19 protein-coding genes are annotated in these 16280 nt (G+C 65.7%); 11 read left to right on the forward strand and 8 right to left on the reverse strand.

The window, feature by feature from the left end; all coding sequences use genetic code 11:
- Window positions 1-72: 72 nt before the first annotated feature.
- The 3 genes from meaB (at window position 73) to IEV87_RS02655 (ending at window position 2304) form a co-directional block, all read left to right on the forward strand.
- Entirely contained in the window at window positions 73-1044 is a 972-nt protein-coding gene (gene meaB / locus IEV87_RS02645; protein WP_188476077.1) for a methylmalonyl Co-A mutase-associated GTPase MeaB, read from the forward strand.
- Window positions 1045-1256: 212 nt separating this feature from the next.
- Complete coding sequence (gene rpmB, locus IEV87_RS02650) at window positions 1257-1544, forward strand: 50S ribosomal protein L28 (RefSeq protein WP_188476078.1); 288 nt, start codon at window positions 1257-1259, stop codon at window positions 1542-1544.
- Window positions 1545-1830: 286 nt separating this feature from the next.
- A complete protein-coding gene (locus tag IEV87_RS02655) occupies window positions 1831-2304 on the forward strand; it encodes a copper chaperone PCu(A)C (protein WP_188476079.1) in 474 nt (157 codons plus the stop codon).
- A gap of 21 nt (window positions 2305-2325) precedes the next feature.
- Here IEV87_RS02655 and IEV87_RS02660 read toward each other — a convergent pair whose 3' ends face one another.
- Window positions 2326-3018: an NAD-dependent deacylase gene (locus IEV87_RS02660; protein ID WP_188476080.1), complete on the reverse strand. Its 693-nt coding sequence runs from the start codon at window positions 3016-3018 to the stop codon at window positions 2326-2328.
- 38 nt (window positions 3019-3056) lie between these two features.
- On the opposite strand from IEV87_RS02660, the gene IEV87_RS02665 reads away from it, so the two are divergent.
- The gene (locus IEV87_RS02665) at window positions 3057-3494 is read left to right on the forward strand and encodes a low molecular weight protein-tyrosine-phosphatase (RefSeq protein ID WP_188476081.1); all 438 of its coding nucleotides are present in this window, start codon (window positions 3057-3059) and stop codon (window positions 3492-3494) included.
- A gap of 46 nt (window positions 3495-3540) precedes the next feature.
- Here the strand turns inward: IEV87_RS02665 and IEV87_RS02670 are convergent, their stop codons facing one another.
- The 3 genes from IEV87_RS02670 to IEV87_RS02680 all read right to left on the reverse strand — a co-directional run bounded on the left by IEV87_RS02670 (window position 3541) and on the right by IEV87_RS02680 (window position 5104).
- Window positions 3541-3843 (reverse strand): hypothetical protein, encoded by a 303-nt coding sequence (locus IEV87_RS02670; RefSeq protein WP_188476082.1) that lies wholly within the window; start codon window positions 3841-3843, stop codon window positions 3541-3543.
- 209 nt (window positions 3844-4052) lie between these two features.
- Window positions 4053-4832, reverse strand: coding sequence for an MBL fold metallo-hydrolase (locus IEV87_RS02675; protein ID WP_188476083.1), 780 nt, complete (start codon window positions 4830-4832; stop codon window positions 4053-4055).
- A gap of 113 nt (window positions 4833-4945) precedes the next feature.
- Complete coding sequence (locus tag IEV87_RS02680) at window positions 4946-5104, reverse strand: hypothetical protein (protein WP_188476084.1); 159 nt, start codon at window positions 5102-5104, stop codon at window positions 4946-4948.
- Window positions 5105-5212: 108 nt separating this feature from the next.
- Between IEV87_RS02680 and lepA the strand changes: the two genes are divergently transcribed.
- Window positions 5213-7012, forward strand: coding sequence for a translation elongation factor 4 (gene lepA / locus IEV87_RS02685; protein ID WP_188476085.1), 1800 nt, complete (start codon window positions 5213-5215; stop codon window positions 7010-7012).
- A 146-nt stretch (window positions 7013-7158) separates the two neighbouring features.
- On the opposite strand, the gene IEV87_RS02690 is transcribed toward lepA, so the two are convergent.
- On the reverse strand, window positions 7159-7332 hold the full coding sequence (locus IEV87_RS02690; RefSeq protein ID WP_188476086.1) for a hypothetical protein: 174 nt from the start codon (window positions 7330-7332) through the stop codon (window positions 7159-7161).
- A gap of 223 nt (window positions 7333-7555) precedes the next feature.
- Here IEV87_RS02690 and IEV87_RS02695 point away from each other — a divergent pair, with 223 nt between their 5' ends.
- Window positions 7556-8425: a DUF1353 domain-containing protein gene (locus tag IEV87_RS02695; protein WP_188476087.1), complete on the forward strand. Its 870-nt coding sequence runs from the start codon at window positions 7556-7558 to the stop codon at window positions 8423-8425.
- A gap of 9 nt (window positions 8426-8434) precedes the next feature.
- Here IEV87_RS02695 and IEV87_RS02700 read toward each other — a convergent pair whose 3' ends face one another.
- On the reverse strand, window positions 8435-9202 hold the full coding sequence (locus IEV87_RS02700) for an alpha/beta fold hydrolase (RefSeq protein ID WP_188476088.1): 768 nt from the start codon (window positions 9200-9202) through the stop codon (window positions 8435-8437).
- 89 nt (window positions 9203-9291) lie between these two features.
- Between IEV87_RS02700 and IEV87_RS02705 the strand changes: the two genes are divergently transcribed.
- On the forward strand, window positions 9292-9666 hold the full coding sequence (locus IEV87_RS02705) for a hypothetical protein (RefSeq protein WP_188476089.1): 375 nt from the start codon (window positions 9292-9294) through the stop codon (window positions 9664-9666).
- Window positions 9667-9742: 76 nt separating this feature from the next.
- Here IEV87_RS02705 and glyA read toward each other — a convergent pair whose 3' ends face one another.
- Window positions 9743-11035, reverse strand: coding sequence for a serine hydroxymethyltransferase (glyA, locus tag IEV87_RS02710; RefSeq protein WP_188476090.1), 1293 nt, complete (start codon window positions 11033-11035; stop codon window positions 9743-9745).
- A gap of 167 nt (window positions 11036-11202) precedes the next feature.
- Between glyA and IEV87_RS02715 the strand changes: the two genes are divergently transcribed.
- The 3 genes from IEV87_RS02715 (at window position 11203) to IEV87_RS02725 (ending at window position 13200) form a co-directional block, all read left to right on the forward strand.
- The gene (locus IEV87_RS02715) at window positions 11203-11964 is read left to right on the forward strand and encodes an NAD kinase (protein WP_188476091.1); all 762 of its coding nucleotides are present in this window, start codon (window positions 11203-11205) and stop codon (window positions 11962-11964) included.
- 47 nt (window positions 11965-12011) lie between these two features.
- Window positions 12012-12935: a bifunctional helix-turn-helix transcriptional regulator/GNAT family N-acetyltransferase gene (locus tag IEV87_RS02720; RefSeq protein WP_188476092.1), complete on the forward strand. Its 924-nt coding sequence runs from the start codon at window positions 12012-12014 to the stop codon at window positions 12933-12935.
- 67 nt (window positions 12936-13002) lie between these two features.
- Entirely contained in the window at window positions 13003-13200 is a 198-nt protein-coding gene (locus IEV87_RS02725; RefSeq protein WP_188476093.1) for a CsbD family protein, read from the forward strand.
- 152 nt (window positions 13201-13352) lie between these two features.
- Here the strand turns inward: IEV87_RS02725 and prpE are convergent, their stop codons facing one another.
- Complete coding sequence (prpE, locus tag IEV87_RS02730; protein ID WP_188476094.1) at window positions 13353-15242, reverse strand: propionate-CoA ligase PrpE; 1890 nt, start codon at window positions 15240-15242, stop codon at window positions 13353-13355.
- 340 nt (window positions 15243-15582) lie between these two features.
- On the opposite strand from prpE, the gene IEV87_RS22750 reads away from it, so the two are divergent.
- Window positions 15583-16254, forward strand: a complete 672-nt coding sequence (locus IEV87_RS22750) for a VPLPA-CTERM sorting domain-containing protein (RefSeq protein WP_229737414.1) — start codon at window positions 15583-15585, stop codon at window positions 16252-16254.
- Window positions 16255-16280: the final 26 nt, after the last annotated feature.

A 16280-nucleotide genomic window follows, 5' to 3' on the forward strand; every position in this document is an offset into this window, starting at 1 on the left:
GGCTTATGCCAGACGGGTTGCCGGTGCCCGGGTGGCGGGGCATACACGGGGTCGGCCAGAGCAGGAGCGGGAATGGATATCGACAGCCTTGCGGAAAAGATCGCTTCGGGCGACCGGCGGTCCCTGTCCCGCGCGATCACGCTGGTGGAATCGGGGCGCGCGGATCATCGGGCGCAGGCGGTCGCGCTGCTGGAGGCGCTGGCCGGGCGCGGACGTCAGGCGCTGCGGATCGGGCTGTCGGGCACTCCGGGGGTTGGCAAATCGACCTTCATCGAAGCCTTCGGGATGATGCTGGTCGGGTCGGGTCTGCGGGTAGCGGTGCTGGCGGTCGATCCCTCCTCTGCCCGGTCGGGCGGGTCGATCCTGGGCGACAAGACACGGATGGAGCAGCTGAGCCGCGCGCCTGAGGCCTACATCCGCCCCTCTCCGGCGCAATCCCAGCTTGGCGGGGTTGCGCGCCGGTCGCGCGAGGCGGTGGCCCTGTGTGAGGCGGCGGGGTTCGACGTGGTGCTGGTGGAAACGGTCGGCGTCGGCCAGTCCGAGACCATGGTGGCGGAGATGACGGATCTGTTCCTGCTGCTGCTCGCGCCCGCAGGAGGGGATGAATTGCAGGGGGTCAAGCGCGGGATCATGGAGATGGCGGACATGATCCTGGTGAACAAGGCGGATGGCGATCTGAAGGCGGCGGCGACGCGAACCTGCGCGGATTATTCCGGGGCCCTGCGGCTGCTGCGCAAGCGGGCGCAGGACCCGGAGGGGTTTCCCAAGGCCATGACCGTCTCGGCCTACGAGGGCGACGGGCTGGAAGCGGCGTGGGGCGAGATGCAGGCGCTGGCGGACTGGCGGCGCGAGGCCGGGCACTTCGACGCGCGCCGGGCTGAACAGGCGCGCTACTGGTTCCGCGAGGACGTGCGGCAGGGGCTGCTGGCCCGGCTGTCCGGCCCCGGCGTCGCGGAGGAAATGGCCCGGCTGGCCGATGCGGTCGCTGCCGGTGAGGTCACGGCAACGGCGGCGGCGGAGGAGATGCTGACCCGGCTGCGGTGAATGCGACGGGGACGGGAGCCTCCGGCGGGGATATTTTAGGCAAGATGAACTCGGGGCAGAGCGCGGAAAATGGGCCGGGGCGGGTCTTGACGCGGCGGGGGAAGGGGCGTATCAGGCGCGGACTGAATTCGGGGCACGGCTTCTGGCGGTGCCCGTTTGTTTTCCGAAAGTGGGCGCGACCCTTCGCCCCGACAAGAGACGAGGAGTGACCCATGTCGCGCCGCTGCGAACTGACCGGTAAAGGCCCGATGACTGGCAACAATGTCAGCCACGCCAACAACAAGACCCGCCGCCGGTTTCTGCCGAACCTGAACGATGTCTCCCTGCGCTCGGAAGTGCTGGGGCGGAACATCAAGCTGCGGATCTCTGCCGCTGCCCTGCGCACGGTCGATCACCGCGGCGGCCTGGACAAGTTCCTCGCCAAGGCGAAGGACAGCGAGCTGTCCGATACCGCGCTGAAAGTTAAGAAGGAAATCGCGAAGGCTCAGGCCTCCGCCTGATCTCTTCGAGAATGATTTTCGCGGCCCTGCCTTCCAGTGGAAAGGCGGGGCCGTTGCGTTTGATGTCGTGGCCGGACGGGTCCTGGGCCATGTCGCTGAGCTGTGGCCCGGGTGACGTGACCGCGCAGGGCCCTGGCTGGACGCGCGGGTCCGGTTGGGAGGGCAGGGCATCTGCCGAACCGGGGAAGCCGCGCGGTGGTTTTCCGATCCGGCTCGCCTATGGTGTGCCTGCCGATTCCCTGTCCGGACTCGCCGACCCACCGATTCACTCTTGAGGAGAGCCGCCATGTTCATCCGAATCCTGACCTTCGCCAGTGCGGTCTTTTCTCTCGCCGGTGCCACCTCGGCCGAGATCGTCATCAATGATGCCTATGCCCGGTCTTCCGGCCCTGCGGCGATGGCCGGTGCGGCCTTCATGGAGATCGTCAACACCGGGGCGGAGGATGACCGGCTTGTCGCCGTCCGATCGGACGCTGCGAAGAAGGTGGAACTGCACACCCATATCGCCGGGGACGGCGGTGTCATGAAAATGCGGGAGGTAGAGGGTGGCTTTCCGGTGCCCGCGGGCGGACATGCCCTGCTGGCGCGGGGCGGAGATCACGTGATGTTCATGGGCCTGGCCGGTCCGTTCGAGCAGGGCGGGACCGTGCCGGTCATCCTGGTCTTCGAGAAGGCCGGGGAGATTGCTGTCGAGATTCCGGTCGACCTGGAGCGGCAGGAGCGGGCCATGGATCATTCCAAGATGAAGCACTCGAACTGACGCGGGACGGACCGGGGGCGGCTAACGGCCGAGCACGTCGTCCACCCAGGCCGGGACGGTTTGTGTTGCCCGGCCGAACCGGGTTTCGGCGAAGTCCGACACGACCGCGGAGGGTTCGAGGTTTATCTCCACCGTGTGCGCCCCGGCGCGGAAGGCCTCCTGCACGAAACCCGCCGCCGGGTAGACCTGGCCAGAAGTGCCGATGGCGGCGAAGAGGGTGCAGCGGGCGAGGGCGGCGGTGATCTCCTCCATGTGGTAGGGCATCTCGCCGAACCAGACGACATCGGGTCGGGCCTCCGGGGCCGCGCAGGCGGGGCAGGGGTGACCCGGCGACATTTCGTCCGGCGCGTCCCATCTGTGATCGCAGGCGGTGCAAAGAGCCCCGGCGAGGCGGCCGTGCATGTGGATGACAGAGGGGGAGCCCGCCGCCTCGTGCAGGCCGTCGACATTCTGGGTGATGAGCGTGACCTTTCCGCCGTAGTCGCGCTGCAGTCGGGCGATGGCCTCGTGCGCAGCGTTCGGGGCGACGGTGGCCGACCGCTGGCGGCGCATGTTGTAGAATTCGTGCACGCGGGCGGGATCGCGGGCATAGCCTTCGGGTGTGGCGAGATCGGCGATACGCATGCTGTCCCAGAGGCCGCCGGGACCGCGATAGGTGCCCATTCCGCTTTCGGCGGAGATGCCGGCGCCGGTCAGGATGACGATGCGGTCCATGTTTGCCCCCTCGGTTCGCTTCGGGGTAAGGGTAGCGCATGGCACCGCCGCGTCGCATCCTCTTTGTCTGTCTCGGGAATATCTGCCGGTCTCCGGCGGCGGAGGGCGTAATGCGGGCGTTGGCCCCGGCGCTGGAACTCGACAGCTGCGGGACCGGCGGCTGGCATGTGGGCGAGGCACCATACGCCCCGATGCAGGAGGCCGCACGGGCGCGGGGCTACGATCTGTCCAGGCTTCGGGCGCGGCAGGTTTCGGCTGATGATTTCGCGCGGTTCGACCTGATCCTCTGCATGGACGGGCAGAACCTCCGGGACGTCGAGGCGATGCGACCCAAGGGGGCGGAGGTGCCGGTGCGGCTGTTCACGGATTTCGTGGAGACGGGCGAGACGGCGGTGCCGGATCCCTACTACACGCGCGACTTCGACGGGGCGCTCGACCTGATCGAGCGCTGTGCGCGGGGTCTGATCTCGTCGTGACGCGGAAGATGGGTGCGGCGCACCCATCCTGCGGTGGCACGGGTGGTCAGGAGCAGCTTTGCGATGCGGTGGCGCCGAAGGCCTTGTAGCGTTCCCAGAAGACCTTCTGCGTGCCGGACTTCGACATCTTGATGTCCTGCGCCATCTGCGGCTTGCGCATGATCTTGGCGGCGAGCCGCTGGTCCGACCCAGTCAGGGTGCGGTTGGCGACCTGCTGGATGCAGCCACAGAGCTGGGTGGAACTGGCCTTGCGGTCCGAGGCCATGCAGGCGCGGCTGATCGGCCCGGCCTCGGCTGCGGCGGAGGAAAGAAAAAGCGCGGCGGCTGCCGCGGCAAGCGGAAAGCGCATGATGACTGCCTTTGTCCCTTAGGGCGGTTTGTCCGCCCGATTGTTCGCGTTACGGCGCCTGCTGCGCCGGACATGACGGGACTATGCCGAATCGGAAGATCAATTTCAACTTTTCCACAGATCGGCGCCTTCACGATCCGGCTGGCGGCGGAGATTTGCCGAAGCGTCGGCCCCGCCGGAGTGTCAGGCAGGGCCGATGCTGGATGGTGTCAGGCGTCCTGGCCGTACCAAGGGCCCATGCGGACCTCAACCTTCGCGGGGGAGTCCTCGACGAGGGCGGCGAACTTCTCAGGGTCGCTGCCCTTGTAGTGGTAGGGGTAGACAACCTTGGGCGCGAATTCGGTGACGGCGTTGGCCGCCTGGTCCTCGTCCATCGTGTAGGGCAGGTTCATCGGCACGAAAGCGATGTCGATGTCTGTCAGGGCACGCATTTCCGGAATGTCCTCCGTATCGCCGGCGACGTAGACGCGCAGGCCGTCCGCGCTGAAGACATAGCCGTTGTCGCGGCCCTGCGGGTGATACTGCAGGCGGTCTTCGGTCAGGTTGTAGGCGGGCAGGGCCTGGATGGTGGTTCCGAACGCCTCGGCGTTGTCGCCGTTGGAAAGGGACTGGGTGCGGGCCTTCAGCTCCTCCGGCAGGGCTTCGAAGACGGTCGGGTTGGTGATCAGGGCGGTGTCATCCGTGGCAATCGCCGCGAGAGTTTCGGGGTCGAAGTGGTCGCCGTGATGGTGGGTGATGAGGATGAGATCAGGGGCGGGGAAGCCTTCGTAAAGCGACGCGCCGCCGACAGGGTCGTTGTAGATCGTCCCGGCGGGTGTGGTCATGACGAACGAGGCATGGGAAACCGGGTGGATCGTGATCTCGCCGTTCGCAGATTTGAAGGCATCGCCCATGGCGTGGCTTTCGGCCATGGCGGCATAGGGACGGAACATGGTCGCTCCGGCGGTGGCGGCGGAGGCAGTGAGCAGCAGGGTGCGGCGGTTCAGCATTCGGGTCTCCCTCAGGGTCATGTCCTGCGGGGGAGGTAGCGCGGAATTGCGGGGCGCCAATGCGGCGCGGTCACAAGCGCGTCAGCCGGATGTCCGGGGCGCAGCCGGCCGCGTCATGTGTCCGGGTCGTCGTCGCCGTAATCTTTCAGCGCCAGCTCGAGCGCCGCGCCGATCCCGGCGCCTACCGCGATCCCGGCACCGATGTTGTCCATGGCGACGCCGAAGGCGGTGCCGATGCCGATCCCGACAGCGATCCATGCGCCCATATTCATCGCGTTCCTCCTTGCCCGGCGAAGATGGGCCGGGGGGCCTGCGATTCAAACTGGGCGGCGGGATCATGCCATCTTCCACGGCTCCGAAACCTCTGCTATCTGGCGCAAATGACCGATCTCGCACATATCCGCAACTTCTCCATCGTTGCCCATATCGACCACGGGAAATCCACCCTGGCCGACCGTCTCATCCAGTCGACGAACACCGTTTCGGCGCGCGAGATGAAAGAGCAGCTGCTCGACGCGATGGATATCGAGCGGGAGCGGGGCATCACGATCAAGGCGAACACCGTCCGCATCGACTACAAGGCGAAGAACGGGGAGATCTACGTTCTGAACCTGATCGACACGCCCGGCCACGTCGACTTTGCCTACGAGGTCAGCCGGTCCATGCGCGCGGTGGAAGGGTCGCTGCTGGTGGTTGATTCCACGCAGGGCGTGGAGGCGCAGACGCTCGCCAACGTTTATCAGGCCATCGACGCGGATCACGAGATCGTGCCGGTGCTGAACAAGATCGACCTGCCCGCGTCCGAACCGGAACGGGTGAAAGAGCAGATCGAGGACGTGATCGGCATCGACGCCTCCGAGGCGCTTCTGGTGTCGGCCAAGTCCGGGATCGGGATCGAGGAAACGCTGGAAGCCATCGTTCACCGGCTGCCCGCGCCGAAGGGCGATCGGGACGCGCCGCTCAAGGCGATGCTGGTGGACAGCTGGTATGACGCCTACCTCGGCGTGGTGGTTCTGGTGCGGATCATGGACGGCGTTCTGAAGAAGGGCGACAACATCCGCATGATGCAGACCGGCGCGCGCTACCCGGTGGACCGGATCGGCGTGTTCCGCCCGGCGATGCAGGCGGTCGATGAACTGGGACCGGGGGAGATCGGGTTTCTGACGGCGCAGATCAAGCAGGTGCGCGACACCAAGGTCGGTGACACGATCACGCATGAGAAGAAGGGCGCGGAAAAGCCTCTGCCGGGGTTCAAACCCTCAATCCCGGTGGTGTTCTGCGGGCTGTTCCCGGTGGATTCGGCGGAATTCGAGGACCTGCGCGACGCGATCGAGAAGCTGGCGCTGAACGACGCGAGCTTTTCCTACGAGATGGAGACCTCGGCCGCGCTTGGCTTCGGGTTCCGCTGCGGGTTCCTCGGCCTCTTGCATCTGGAGGTCGTGCGCGACCGGCTTGAGCGGGAATACGATATCGAACTGATCACCACGGCCCCCTCGGTGATCTACCATGTCTTCATGCGCGACGGCACGCGGATCGACCTGCACAACCCCGCCGACATGCCCGACCTGACCCATGTGGACCATATCGAGGAGCCGCGGATCAAGGCGACGATCCTGGTCCCGGACGAATACCTTGGCGACGTGCTGAAGCTGTGCCAGGACCGGCGCGGCATCCAGATCGAACTGACCTATGCCGGGTCGCGCCCCATGGTGGTCTACGATCTGCCGCTGAACGAGGTGGTCTTCGACTTCTACGACCGGCTGAAGTCGGTGACGAAGGGCTACGCCAGCTTTGACTACCAGATGATCGGCTACCGGGAGGACAACCTGGTCAAGATGTCGATCCTGGTGAACGACGAACCGGTCGACGCGCTGTCGATGATGGTGCACCGCGACCGGGCCGAAATGCGGGGCCGGGCGATGTGCGAGAAGCTGAAAGAACTGATCCCCCGCCACATGTTCAAGATCCCGATCCAGGCGGCCATCGGCGGCAAGGTCATCGCCCGCGAGACCCTCGCGGCGCTGCGCAAGGACGTGACGGCAAAGTGCTATGGCGGGGACGCGACGCGGAAGCGCAAGCTCCTCGACAAGCAGAAGGCCGGCAAGAAGAAGATGCGGCAGTTCGGCAAGGTCGACATCCCGCAGGAAGCGTTCATTTCTGCGCTGAAGATGGACAGCTGAAGGCTGTCTGTCGGAACTTGACCGTTCTCGGGGCGGGCACTTTCAATAAATCACGTGGGTTGGTGGGCCGGAAGCCCACCCTACGTGGGGCTTCCGGCCTGAGGCAGGATGGATGACATCACCCATCCTGCTGGTCTGCTGTGGTATCAGACGGGGGTTCTCGACGTGTCCGCCGCGGGCGGGGGCGGGGCGTCGTAGGCGCGGGTGTTGACCGTGTAGGCGTCTTCGCTGGTGTCGGAGGTCTTGCCGGTCAGCAGGCGGGTCCAGAAGTAGATGCCGGACATCATCAGGGTCACGGGAAGGATCATGGTGCGTTGCATGGTGTGCCTCTTCAGGTTGGGGATGCCGGATCAATGCAGGGCAGGGCGTGGATGTTCCGCCCGGAATGCGGGGCGGAGCGGGGACCGGCGGAAAGCCTCCGAACGGGCATCGAACGACGGGGAGGACCGCCGAAACCGCAGGCAATTGCGGGTGACGCTTGCGGCAGGACGGTGGTCGTGAAAGACTTCTGCCATTCCCTTTTCGATTGTTGCGAGAGAGCCTTTGAAACCCGCCCTGCTTCCGCTGCTTGTCCTGCCCCTGCTTTCCGCCTGCGCGACCACCGGGCCGGAGACGCGGAGCGAGGCATCCTTCTGTGCCTCCGACCTCGGGGCGCTCTGCACCTTCGTGAACGCTCCGTTGCAACTGGCGGCTCAGATCGTCACCCTGCCGAACCGGCCGTATCCGTTCCGGCCGCTGTCCGAACCGTTGAACTTCGTGGACGCCGCGGGGCGCAACTGGGTGGCGCCGAAGGGGATCCTGACCGACGGGGCCTCGATCCCGCCGGTGTTCCTGTCGATGTTCGGCTCCCCGACCGATCCGAAATTCGCCAAGGCGGGCGCACTGCATGACAGTTACTGCGGGATCGGGAACGAGCGGACGCCCTATTACCACACGCGCCCGTGGAAAGAGACGCACCGCATGTTCTACGAGGCGCTGCGCGTCAGCGGCACGCCCGAACGGCAGGCCAAGACGCTGTTCGCCGCCGTCTACATGGCCGGGCCGCGCTGGCTGTTTTCGCGGGCGGAGCCGGTGGTGTCCTCGCAGGGGGCGCCCTACGACCCGGCGGCGCGTTACGAGGAGCGCGGCGATCTGGACGGTATCCCCGAGGCTGACCTGCGTGCATCGCTGGCGCGAGTGATCGCGGCGATCGAGGGCGGCAACCTGACCGTGGCCCAGATCGAGCGGATGATCGACATGGAACTCCAGCGGCTGGAGATAAAGCGCGATGCGCGGATCGCGCTGGACCGGCCGGATGCGGATGACATCTGGACGATGAGCGAGGGCGGGGCGGAGCAGGAGTCGCCGTCGGAAGGGGCGGAAGAGCCCGGCGATACCGGTGGCACCGGCGATCCGGGTCAGTCGGGGCTCTGAGGTCCGCCGTTACACCGGGTCGGGCGCGGCGAGATAGGCGGCGACGGCGGCTTCGAATTCGCGGGGCTTGTCGGCGTGCAGCCAGTGACCGGCCCCGGGGATCTTGGCAAAGCGCGCCTTCGGAAACAGCGCCTTGATGCGCGGCCGGTCCTCGGGCGTGACGTAGGTGGACTCTGCGCCGGTCAGGAACAGGGTCGGCCCGTCGAACCGCCCGGATACTTCGGGGAAGGAGATGATTGTCGGCATCTCCCGCCGAAGAACGGACAGGTTCAGTTTCCACCGCTTTTCGGTCAGGTCGAGGGACTGCGTGAAGAAAGACCGCAGCGCGGGTTCCACCCCCTGATCCGCCAGCATCGCCTCGGCCTCCGACCGGCGGGTGATCGCGGAAAGGTCGACCGCCTCCATCGCGTCGATCTGGTGGATCTGGGTGTGGGTATAGGCGGTCGGCGCAATGTCCCCGACGATCAGACGGCGCAGACCCTCGGGCCGGGTCAGCGCCATGACCATGGCAGATTTCCCGCCCATGGAGTGTCCGAGCAGGTCGGCATTGCCAAGGCTCCGCACGACCTCGGACAGGTCGGCGGCCATATCGTGATAGCTCTGGCTGTCCATGCGGGGGCTGGCGCCGTGGTTGCGCATGTCCACCGCGATCACGGTGCGGTCCTTCGACAGACGCTTGGCGATCACGCCCCAGTTGCGCGCGGATCCGAAGAGGCCGTGCGCGATGACGAGGGGCGGGGGGCCGTCGGGGCCGTCATGGCGGATCATGTTCAGCATGGCGCGACCGTAATCGCCGCCGCGAGGATTGACCAGCGTGGTTGAGTGCGGCGCTGTCCCGGCGTAACAGGTTGATGACGGAGACGGAATTGATCGACGAGTCGGATTTTCAGAGACGGAAGACGGAGGCGCTGCTGGCCTTCCGAAAGGCGTTCGGGGGCGACCCGAAAGCGCTGGAACCCGCGTTGCGCCGCGCTGGCCGCCGTCTGCCGCGCAGGGCGCGCAAGGCCGGGGCCCGGCTGGTCGGGGCAGAGCAGATGCTGGGCAACCCGAAGCTCCAGCAGCAGGTCGACGCGAAGCAGGTCAATCGCGATTTCGACCGCCTGATCGCGGGCGTTTCGGGCGTGGACATGAAGGACCGGCGCAAGGGCTGGGTGCTGGGCGCGCTCGCCTCGCTGGCGTTCAACCTGCTGTTGCTGTTCACACTGTTCGTTCTGTTCGCACGCTGGCGCGGCTGGCTCTGAAGCGGGATGGGGCGCTGCCCCCGCCTGCGCCCGGGGGCGCAGGCGTCCCCGGGATATTTTCGGCAAGATGAATGGGTTACATGCCGGCGTAGAGCGGGAATTTCGCGCAGAGCGCCGTGACCTCGGCCTTCACCTTTTCCTCGACCTCGCCATTGCCGTCCGCGCCATTGGCGGCTAGGCCGTCGACGACCTCGACGATCCAGTCGGCGATCTGGCGGAACTCGGCCTCACCAAAGCCGCGGGTGGTGCCAGCAGGGGCGCCGAGGCGGATGCCGGAGGTGACGAAGGGCGTTTCCGGGTCGAAGGGCACGCCGTTCTTGTTGCAGGTGATGTGGGCACGGCCAAGCGCGGCCTCTGCCGCCTTGCCGGTCACTTTCTTGGGGCGCAGGTCGGCGAGGCACAGGTGGTTGTCGGTGCCGCCGGAGACGACGTTGATCCCGCCCTTCATCAGCTGGTCGGCCATGGCCTGCGCGTTCTTCACGACCTGCGCGGCGTAATCCTTGAACTCGGGGCGCAGGGCCTCACCGAAGGCGACGGCCTTGGCGGCGATGACGTGCATCAGCGGGCCGCCCTGCAGGCCGGGGAAGACGGCGGAGTTGATCTTTTTCGCGATGTCGGCGTCGTTGGTCAGCACCATGCCGCCGCGCGGGCCGCGGAGCGACTTGTGCGTGGTGGTGGTCACGACGTCGGCGATGCCGATCGGGGAGGGATGCACGCCGCCCGCGACGAGGCCAGCGATATGCGCCATGTCGACCATGAGATAGGCGCCAACCTCGTCCGCGATATCCTTGAACGCCTGCCAGTCCCAGACGCGGGAGTAGGCGGTGCCACCGGCGACGATCAACTTGGGCTTGTGGGTGCGGGCCTTTTCGCGGACGTCGTCCATGTCGAGCAGTTCGTCCTGCTGGCGCACGCCGTAGGAGACAACGTTGAACCACTTGCCGGACATGTTGACCGGGGAGCCGTGGGTCAGGTGGCCGCCGGAGTTCAGGTCGAGGCCCATGAAGGTATCGCCCGGCTGGAGCAGCGCGAGGAACACCGCCTGGTTCATCTGGGAGCCCGAATTCGGCTGGACGTTGGCGAAGTCGCAGTTGAACAGCTGCTTGGCGCGTTCGATGGCGAGCGTTTCGGCCACGTCGACATACTGGCAGCCGCCGTAGTAGCGCTTGCCCGGATAGCCCTCGGCGTACTTGTTCGTCATGACCGAGCCCTGCGCCTCGAGCACGGCGGCGGAGACGATGTTCTCGCTCGCGATCAGTTCGATCTCGTCGCGCTGGCGGCCCAGTTCGTTGCGGATGGCGCCGAAGATCTCGGGGTCACGGGTTTCCAGGGCTTCGGTGAAAAAGCCTTCGTCCTTGATGTCCTTCATGGCAACGCCTCCTGAAAGCTGGGAATGCGCCACGTCCTAACGAAAAGCCGCAGGGTTAGAAAGAGGGGAAAGGGACGCTTTGATGCCGGATTCCGGCAGGGCTGGTCGCGGGGCGGAGATTGTGATTGGGTCGGACCGCTCGGGGACGGAACGGACGGAACGGCGGAATGGGGAAGAAACTGGCCTTTGTCGCCAGCCGGGGACCAAAGGCACGCGAGGCGCGGGACGATCTGGTGGCGCGCTACGGCCAGGTGCCGGAGGCGGAGGCGGATGTGATCGTGGCGCTTGGCGGCGACGGTTTCATGCTGGCGACTTTGCACCGGACACAGGCCCTGCACGCGCCGGTTTACGGGATGAACCGGGGGACGGTCGGCTTCCTGATGAACGAATATCACGACGTCGACCTGATGGAGCGGGTGGAGGCGGCGGAGGTCGCGCTCATCAACCCGCTCGCCATGCGGGCGACGCGGGCCGACGGCAAGGTGACGGAGGCCTTGGCGATTAACGAGGTGTCGTTGCTGCGCGCCGGTCCGCAGGCGGCCAAGCTGAAGATCACCGTGGACGGCAAGGTGCGGATGGAGGAACTGGTCTGCGACGGCGCGCTTCTGGCCACGCCCGCGGGGTCCACCGCCTACAACTATTCGGCCCACGGACCGATCCTTCCGATCGAATCCGATGTGCTGGCGCTGACCGCGATCGCTCCGTTCCGGCCGCGCCGGTGGCGGGGGGCGCTGATCCCGGTGGCCTCGCACGTCCGGTTTGACGTGCTTGAACCGGAGAAACGGCCGGTGATGGCGGATGCGGACAGCCGGTCTGTGACCAACGTCATCTCTGTCGAGATCGTGTCGGAGCCGAAGGTCGTGCATCGCCTGATGTTCGACCCCGGCCACGGACTCGAAGAGCGGCTGATCCGGGAACAATTCGTCTGATACGGCCAGTGTTGACTTTCGCAACATAAGTGTTGCATGAGTCATCAATGACCATTCCGACAGATCAGATCGACGCGGTGCGCCGCTTCAACCGCTTCTACACCTCCTTCGTCGGGGCGCTGACCGACCATTTCCTCGGGTCGGATTACGGTCTGACGCCTATGCGGGTGCTTTACCAGGTCGGCGCGGCGGGCGCGGCGCCCCCGGTCGCCGCCGAGGTGGCGCGGGAGATGGGGCTGGACCGTGCGCAGATCAGCCGCGCCGTGGCGGAGCTGGAGGCCGGCGGTCTGCTGGAACGCTCGACGGACCCCGACCACGCACGCCGGCAGTTGCTGCGGCTGACGGAAGCGGGGCAGGTGCTCTACCTGCGCAACATCGACCTGCAACGGGCGGAGATCGGGCGGCATCTGGACGGCATGAGCGGCATGGCGCGCGACCGGCTGGTCCGCGCCATGGCAGAGGTGGAGTCATTGCTGGGGGGCAAGATGGAACGGAACATCAGGATCAGGCCGCTGGAGCCGGGCGACATGGGCTGGGTCATCGCGGCGCAGACCCGGCTCTACGTCCGGGAGTACGGGTGGAACGGTGAATACGAGGCGCTGGTGCTGAAGATCCTCGGAGATTTCGCGGCGCGCCAGCCATCGGACCGCGAGGCGGGCCGGATCGCGGAGGTGGACGGCGTGCCAATGGGCGCGGTCTTCTGCATGGAGAAATCACCGCAGGTGGCGCAGCTGCGCCTGCTGCATGTGGAGGCGGAAGCGCGCGGGCTGGGACTTGGCGGTAAACTGGTTGACGAATGTCTGAGTTTTGCGCGGACGGCGGGATATGGCCGGATCGAGCTCTGGACCAACGACGTACTGTCCGACGCACGGAAACTCTATCAGTCGCGGGGGTTTACGCTGATCGACGAGGCCACGCACCACTCCTTCGGGGTCGATCTGAACGGGCAGAACTGGGGGCGGGACCTCTGAGCCGGCGGGAACCGCCACGGGGGGTGGCCGGTTGATCCCCCGAATGGCAACCACAGGAGGACACGCCATGAATTGGGATCAAATCGAAGGCAACTGGAAACAGTTCAAAGGGGAAGCTCAGACCCAGTGGGGCAAGCTGACCAACGACGACCTGGACGTGGTCCAGGGCAACCGTCAGAAACTGGAAGGCAAGCTGCAGGAACGCTACGGCTATGCCAAGGACGAGGCCAAGCGGGAAGTCGACGACTTCATGGCGCGGCACTGATCCGGGCCTGATGTAGAAAGGGCGGTCTTCGGGCCGCCCTTTTTGCTGTGAAGACGCCCCATGGGCTGGACGCTGCCAAGGCAACACAGGGGCCGTCCGCCCCCCGGCAGTGGCGTTGCGCCCCGAGGTTCATTGTCAAATCGAAGACGGGGCTACTTTGCATACCCGATGGTCTTCAGCGCGTCCCGGATTTCGTCCAGGATCGCCGGGTCGTCGATTGTCGCGGGCAGCTTGAACTCCTGGCTGTCGGCGATCTTGACCATGGTGGCGCGCAGGATCTTGCCGGAACGGGTCTTGGGCAGGCGATCCACGATCAGCGCCAGCTTGAAGGCGGCGACGGGGCCGATCCGGTCGCGCACCATGGCGACGGTTTCCTTCACGATGTCCTCGTGCGGGCGGTTCACGCCTTTGGTGAGGCACATGAAGCCGACGGGCAACTGGCCCTTGAGCTCATCCGTTACACCTATCACCGCGCATTCGGCGACGTCGGGATGGTCGGCAAGGACCTCCTCGATGGCGCCGGTAGACAGGCGGTGCCCGGCCACGTTGATGACGTCATCCGTGCGGGCCATGATCCAGACATATCCGTCCTTGTCGACGATGCCCGCGTCCCCGGTTTCGTAGTAGCCGGGGAAACGGTCGAGGTAGGACTTTCGGAACCGCGCTTCGGCGTTCCACAGCGTCGGCAGCGTGCCGGGCGGCAGGGGCAGGGGTGTCACGATAGAACCAAGCTCTCCGCGCGGAAGCTCGTTCCCTTCGTCGTCCAGCACCTTGAAATCATAGCCCGGCATGGCGACGGAGGGAGAGCCGACCTTCACAGGTAACAGTTCGATGCCCGCGGGGTTGCCGATGGCCGGATAACCGAGTTCGGTCTGCCACCAGTGATCGATGACCGGAATGCCAAGCAGGTCCTTCGCCCAGTTGATCGTGTCCGGATCGCCGCGTTCGCCTGCAAGATAGAGAGCGCGCAGGCAGGACAGGTCGTATTTCCGCCGGTACTCGCCCTTCGGATCCTCGCGCTTGATCGCGCGGAAGGCGGTCGGCGCGGTGAAGAAGCTGCGGACGTTATGTTCGGAGATGACGCGCCAGAAGGTGCCGGGGTCGGGGGTGCCGACGGGCTTGCCCTCGAACACGACGGTAGTGTTGCCATGGATCAGGGGCGCGTAGCAGATGTAGGAATGGCCGACGACCCACCCGACGTCGGACGCGGCCCAGAAGACATCGCCGGGGTCGACGTTGTAATGGTTCTTCATCGTCCAGTTCAGCGCGACGAGGTGGCCACCGGTGGCGCGCACGACGCCCTTGGGCTGCCCCGTGGTGCCGGAGGTGTAGAGGATATAGGCCGGATGGTTGCCCTCCACCGGGACACAGGCGGCGGGTTCGACGCCGTACTGGAAGCCGTGCCAGTTGACATCGCGGCCCTCGACCAGCTTGCAGACCTCCTGTTCGCGCTGGAAGATCACGCAGAAGTCGGGCTTGTGTTTCGCCATCTCGATCGCGCCGTCGAGCAGGGGCTTGTAGTGCACGGTCCGCCCGGGTTCGAGCCCGCAGGAGGCGGCGATGATCGCCTTGGGAGTGCAATCGTCGATGCGCACGGCCAGCTCGTTGGAGGCAAAGCCGCCGAAGACCACTGAATGAACCGCACCAATCCGGGCACAGGCGAGCATCGCCTCGAGCGTTTCGGGGATCATAGGCATGTAGATGATGACGCGGTCACCCTTTTCGACGCCCTTGGCCTTCAGCGCCCCAGCCAGGGTCGCAACGCGGTTGCGCAGTTCGAGGAAGGAAATCTCGCGCTTGGTATGGGTAATCGGGCTGTCATAGATGATCGCCGCCTGTTCGCCCCGCCCGTTTTCGACATGGCGGTCCACGGCGTTCCAGCAGGTGTTGACCATGCCATCGGTGAACCATTCATAGAGGGGGGCGTTGCTGTCGTCGAGCGCGCGGGTCGGCTTGCGATCCCAGTCGATGGCCTCGGCGGCCTGCATCCAGAAGGACTGGGGGTCCTTTTTCCAGCTGGCGTAGACGTCCTCGTAACCCATGGCGGTCCTCCTCCTCCGGTGATTTCGGTGGTGGTAGGATAGAGGTCCGGTTCCGCGCAAGTTTCAAGACCCAGGGCGCGGCGCTTTGGCGCGGAAAATTTGCAGAAATCGCGCATTTTGTTGTGCAAATTTTTGCAAAGTCATTGTTTCGCAGGTGGGGAGCGGCAGATTCTCGGCGTTTTGCAAAGTACGGCAGATTTCGGAGCCGCGCCAGGTTTGCGTGGCTGCCGCATTGTCCGGGCTGTCTCTGTCACGACGAGTTGGGTCGGAAAAGTTGATTTTCGCGGCCCAAAAAGGTATCCTGCAACCACTATTGTTGTGATCTCATGCAGGATTTTCCATGAAACGTATTTCAGCGGCCCTTTGCGGGGCGACGATACTGGCGGGCGCGGCTGCGCATGCCGGAACAACCACACTCGATTTCGAGAGCGGCGTCCCGGCGCAATTCTCCGGTTCCGGAACCGTAACCGGCGTCGGCGGACTGGGAGGTTTTAACGGTTTTTCGGGCAGTTTTCTCTGGAACACCGGTACGACCGGGGTCAGTTCCGTCTTCACGTTTTCGGGCCTCGATCCGCATAGCGAAATCACGGTCAGCTTCGGCCTTGCCCTGATCGACAGCTGGGACGGGGTCAATGGGACACCCGCTCCGGACTACTTCAACCTACTGGCCGACGGGGCGGAAATCTTCGACATCTCGGTGGCGAACACCTCGGGCACGATCGAGGACATTCCGGCAGAGGCAACCGGCCGGTCGAGCCCGGGCAACATCTTCGGGTCGAGCTATACCGACACGTTGTTCAATGTCTCGCTCACCTTCGCGCACAGCGCGTCGGAGCTGACGCTGACCATGTTCGCCGACGGCACGGGCTGGCAGGGGAGTTCGGACGAAAGCTGGGGGATCGACAACCTGACGGTCACCACCAGCGCGCCGGCGGTTCCGCTCCCGGCGGGGCTGCCGCTGCTGTTGGCCGGATTGGGTGGCATGGCACTGCTGCGCGGCCGCCGGACCTGACTGGCAGACTGCGGGGCCGGTCGCGA

It is taken from the genome of Primorskyibacter flagellatus, assembly GCF_014638275.1.
Lineage (GTDB): Bacteria > Pseudomonadota > Alphaproteobacteria > Rhodobacterales > Rhodobacteraceae > Pseudooceanicola > Pseudooceanicola flagellatus_A.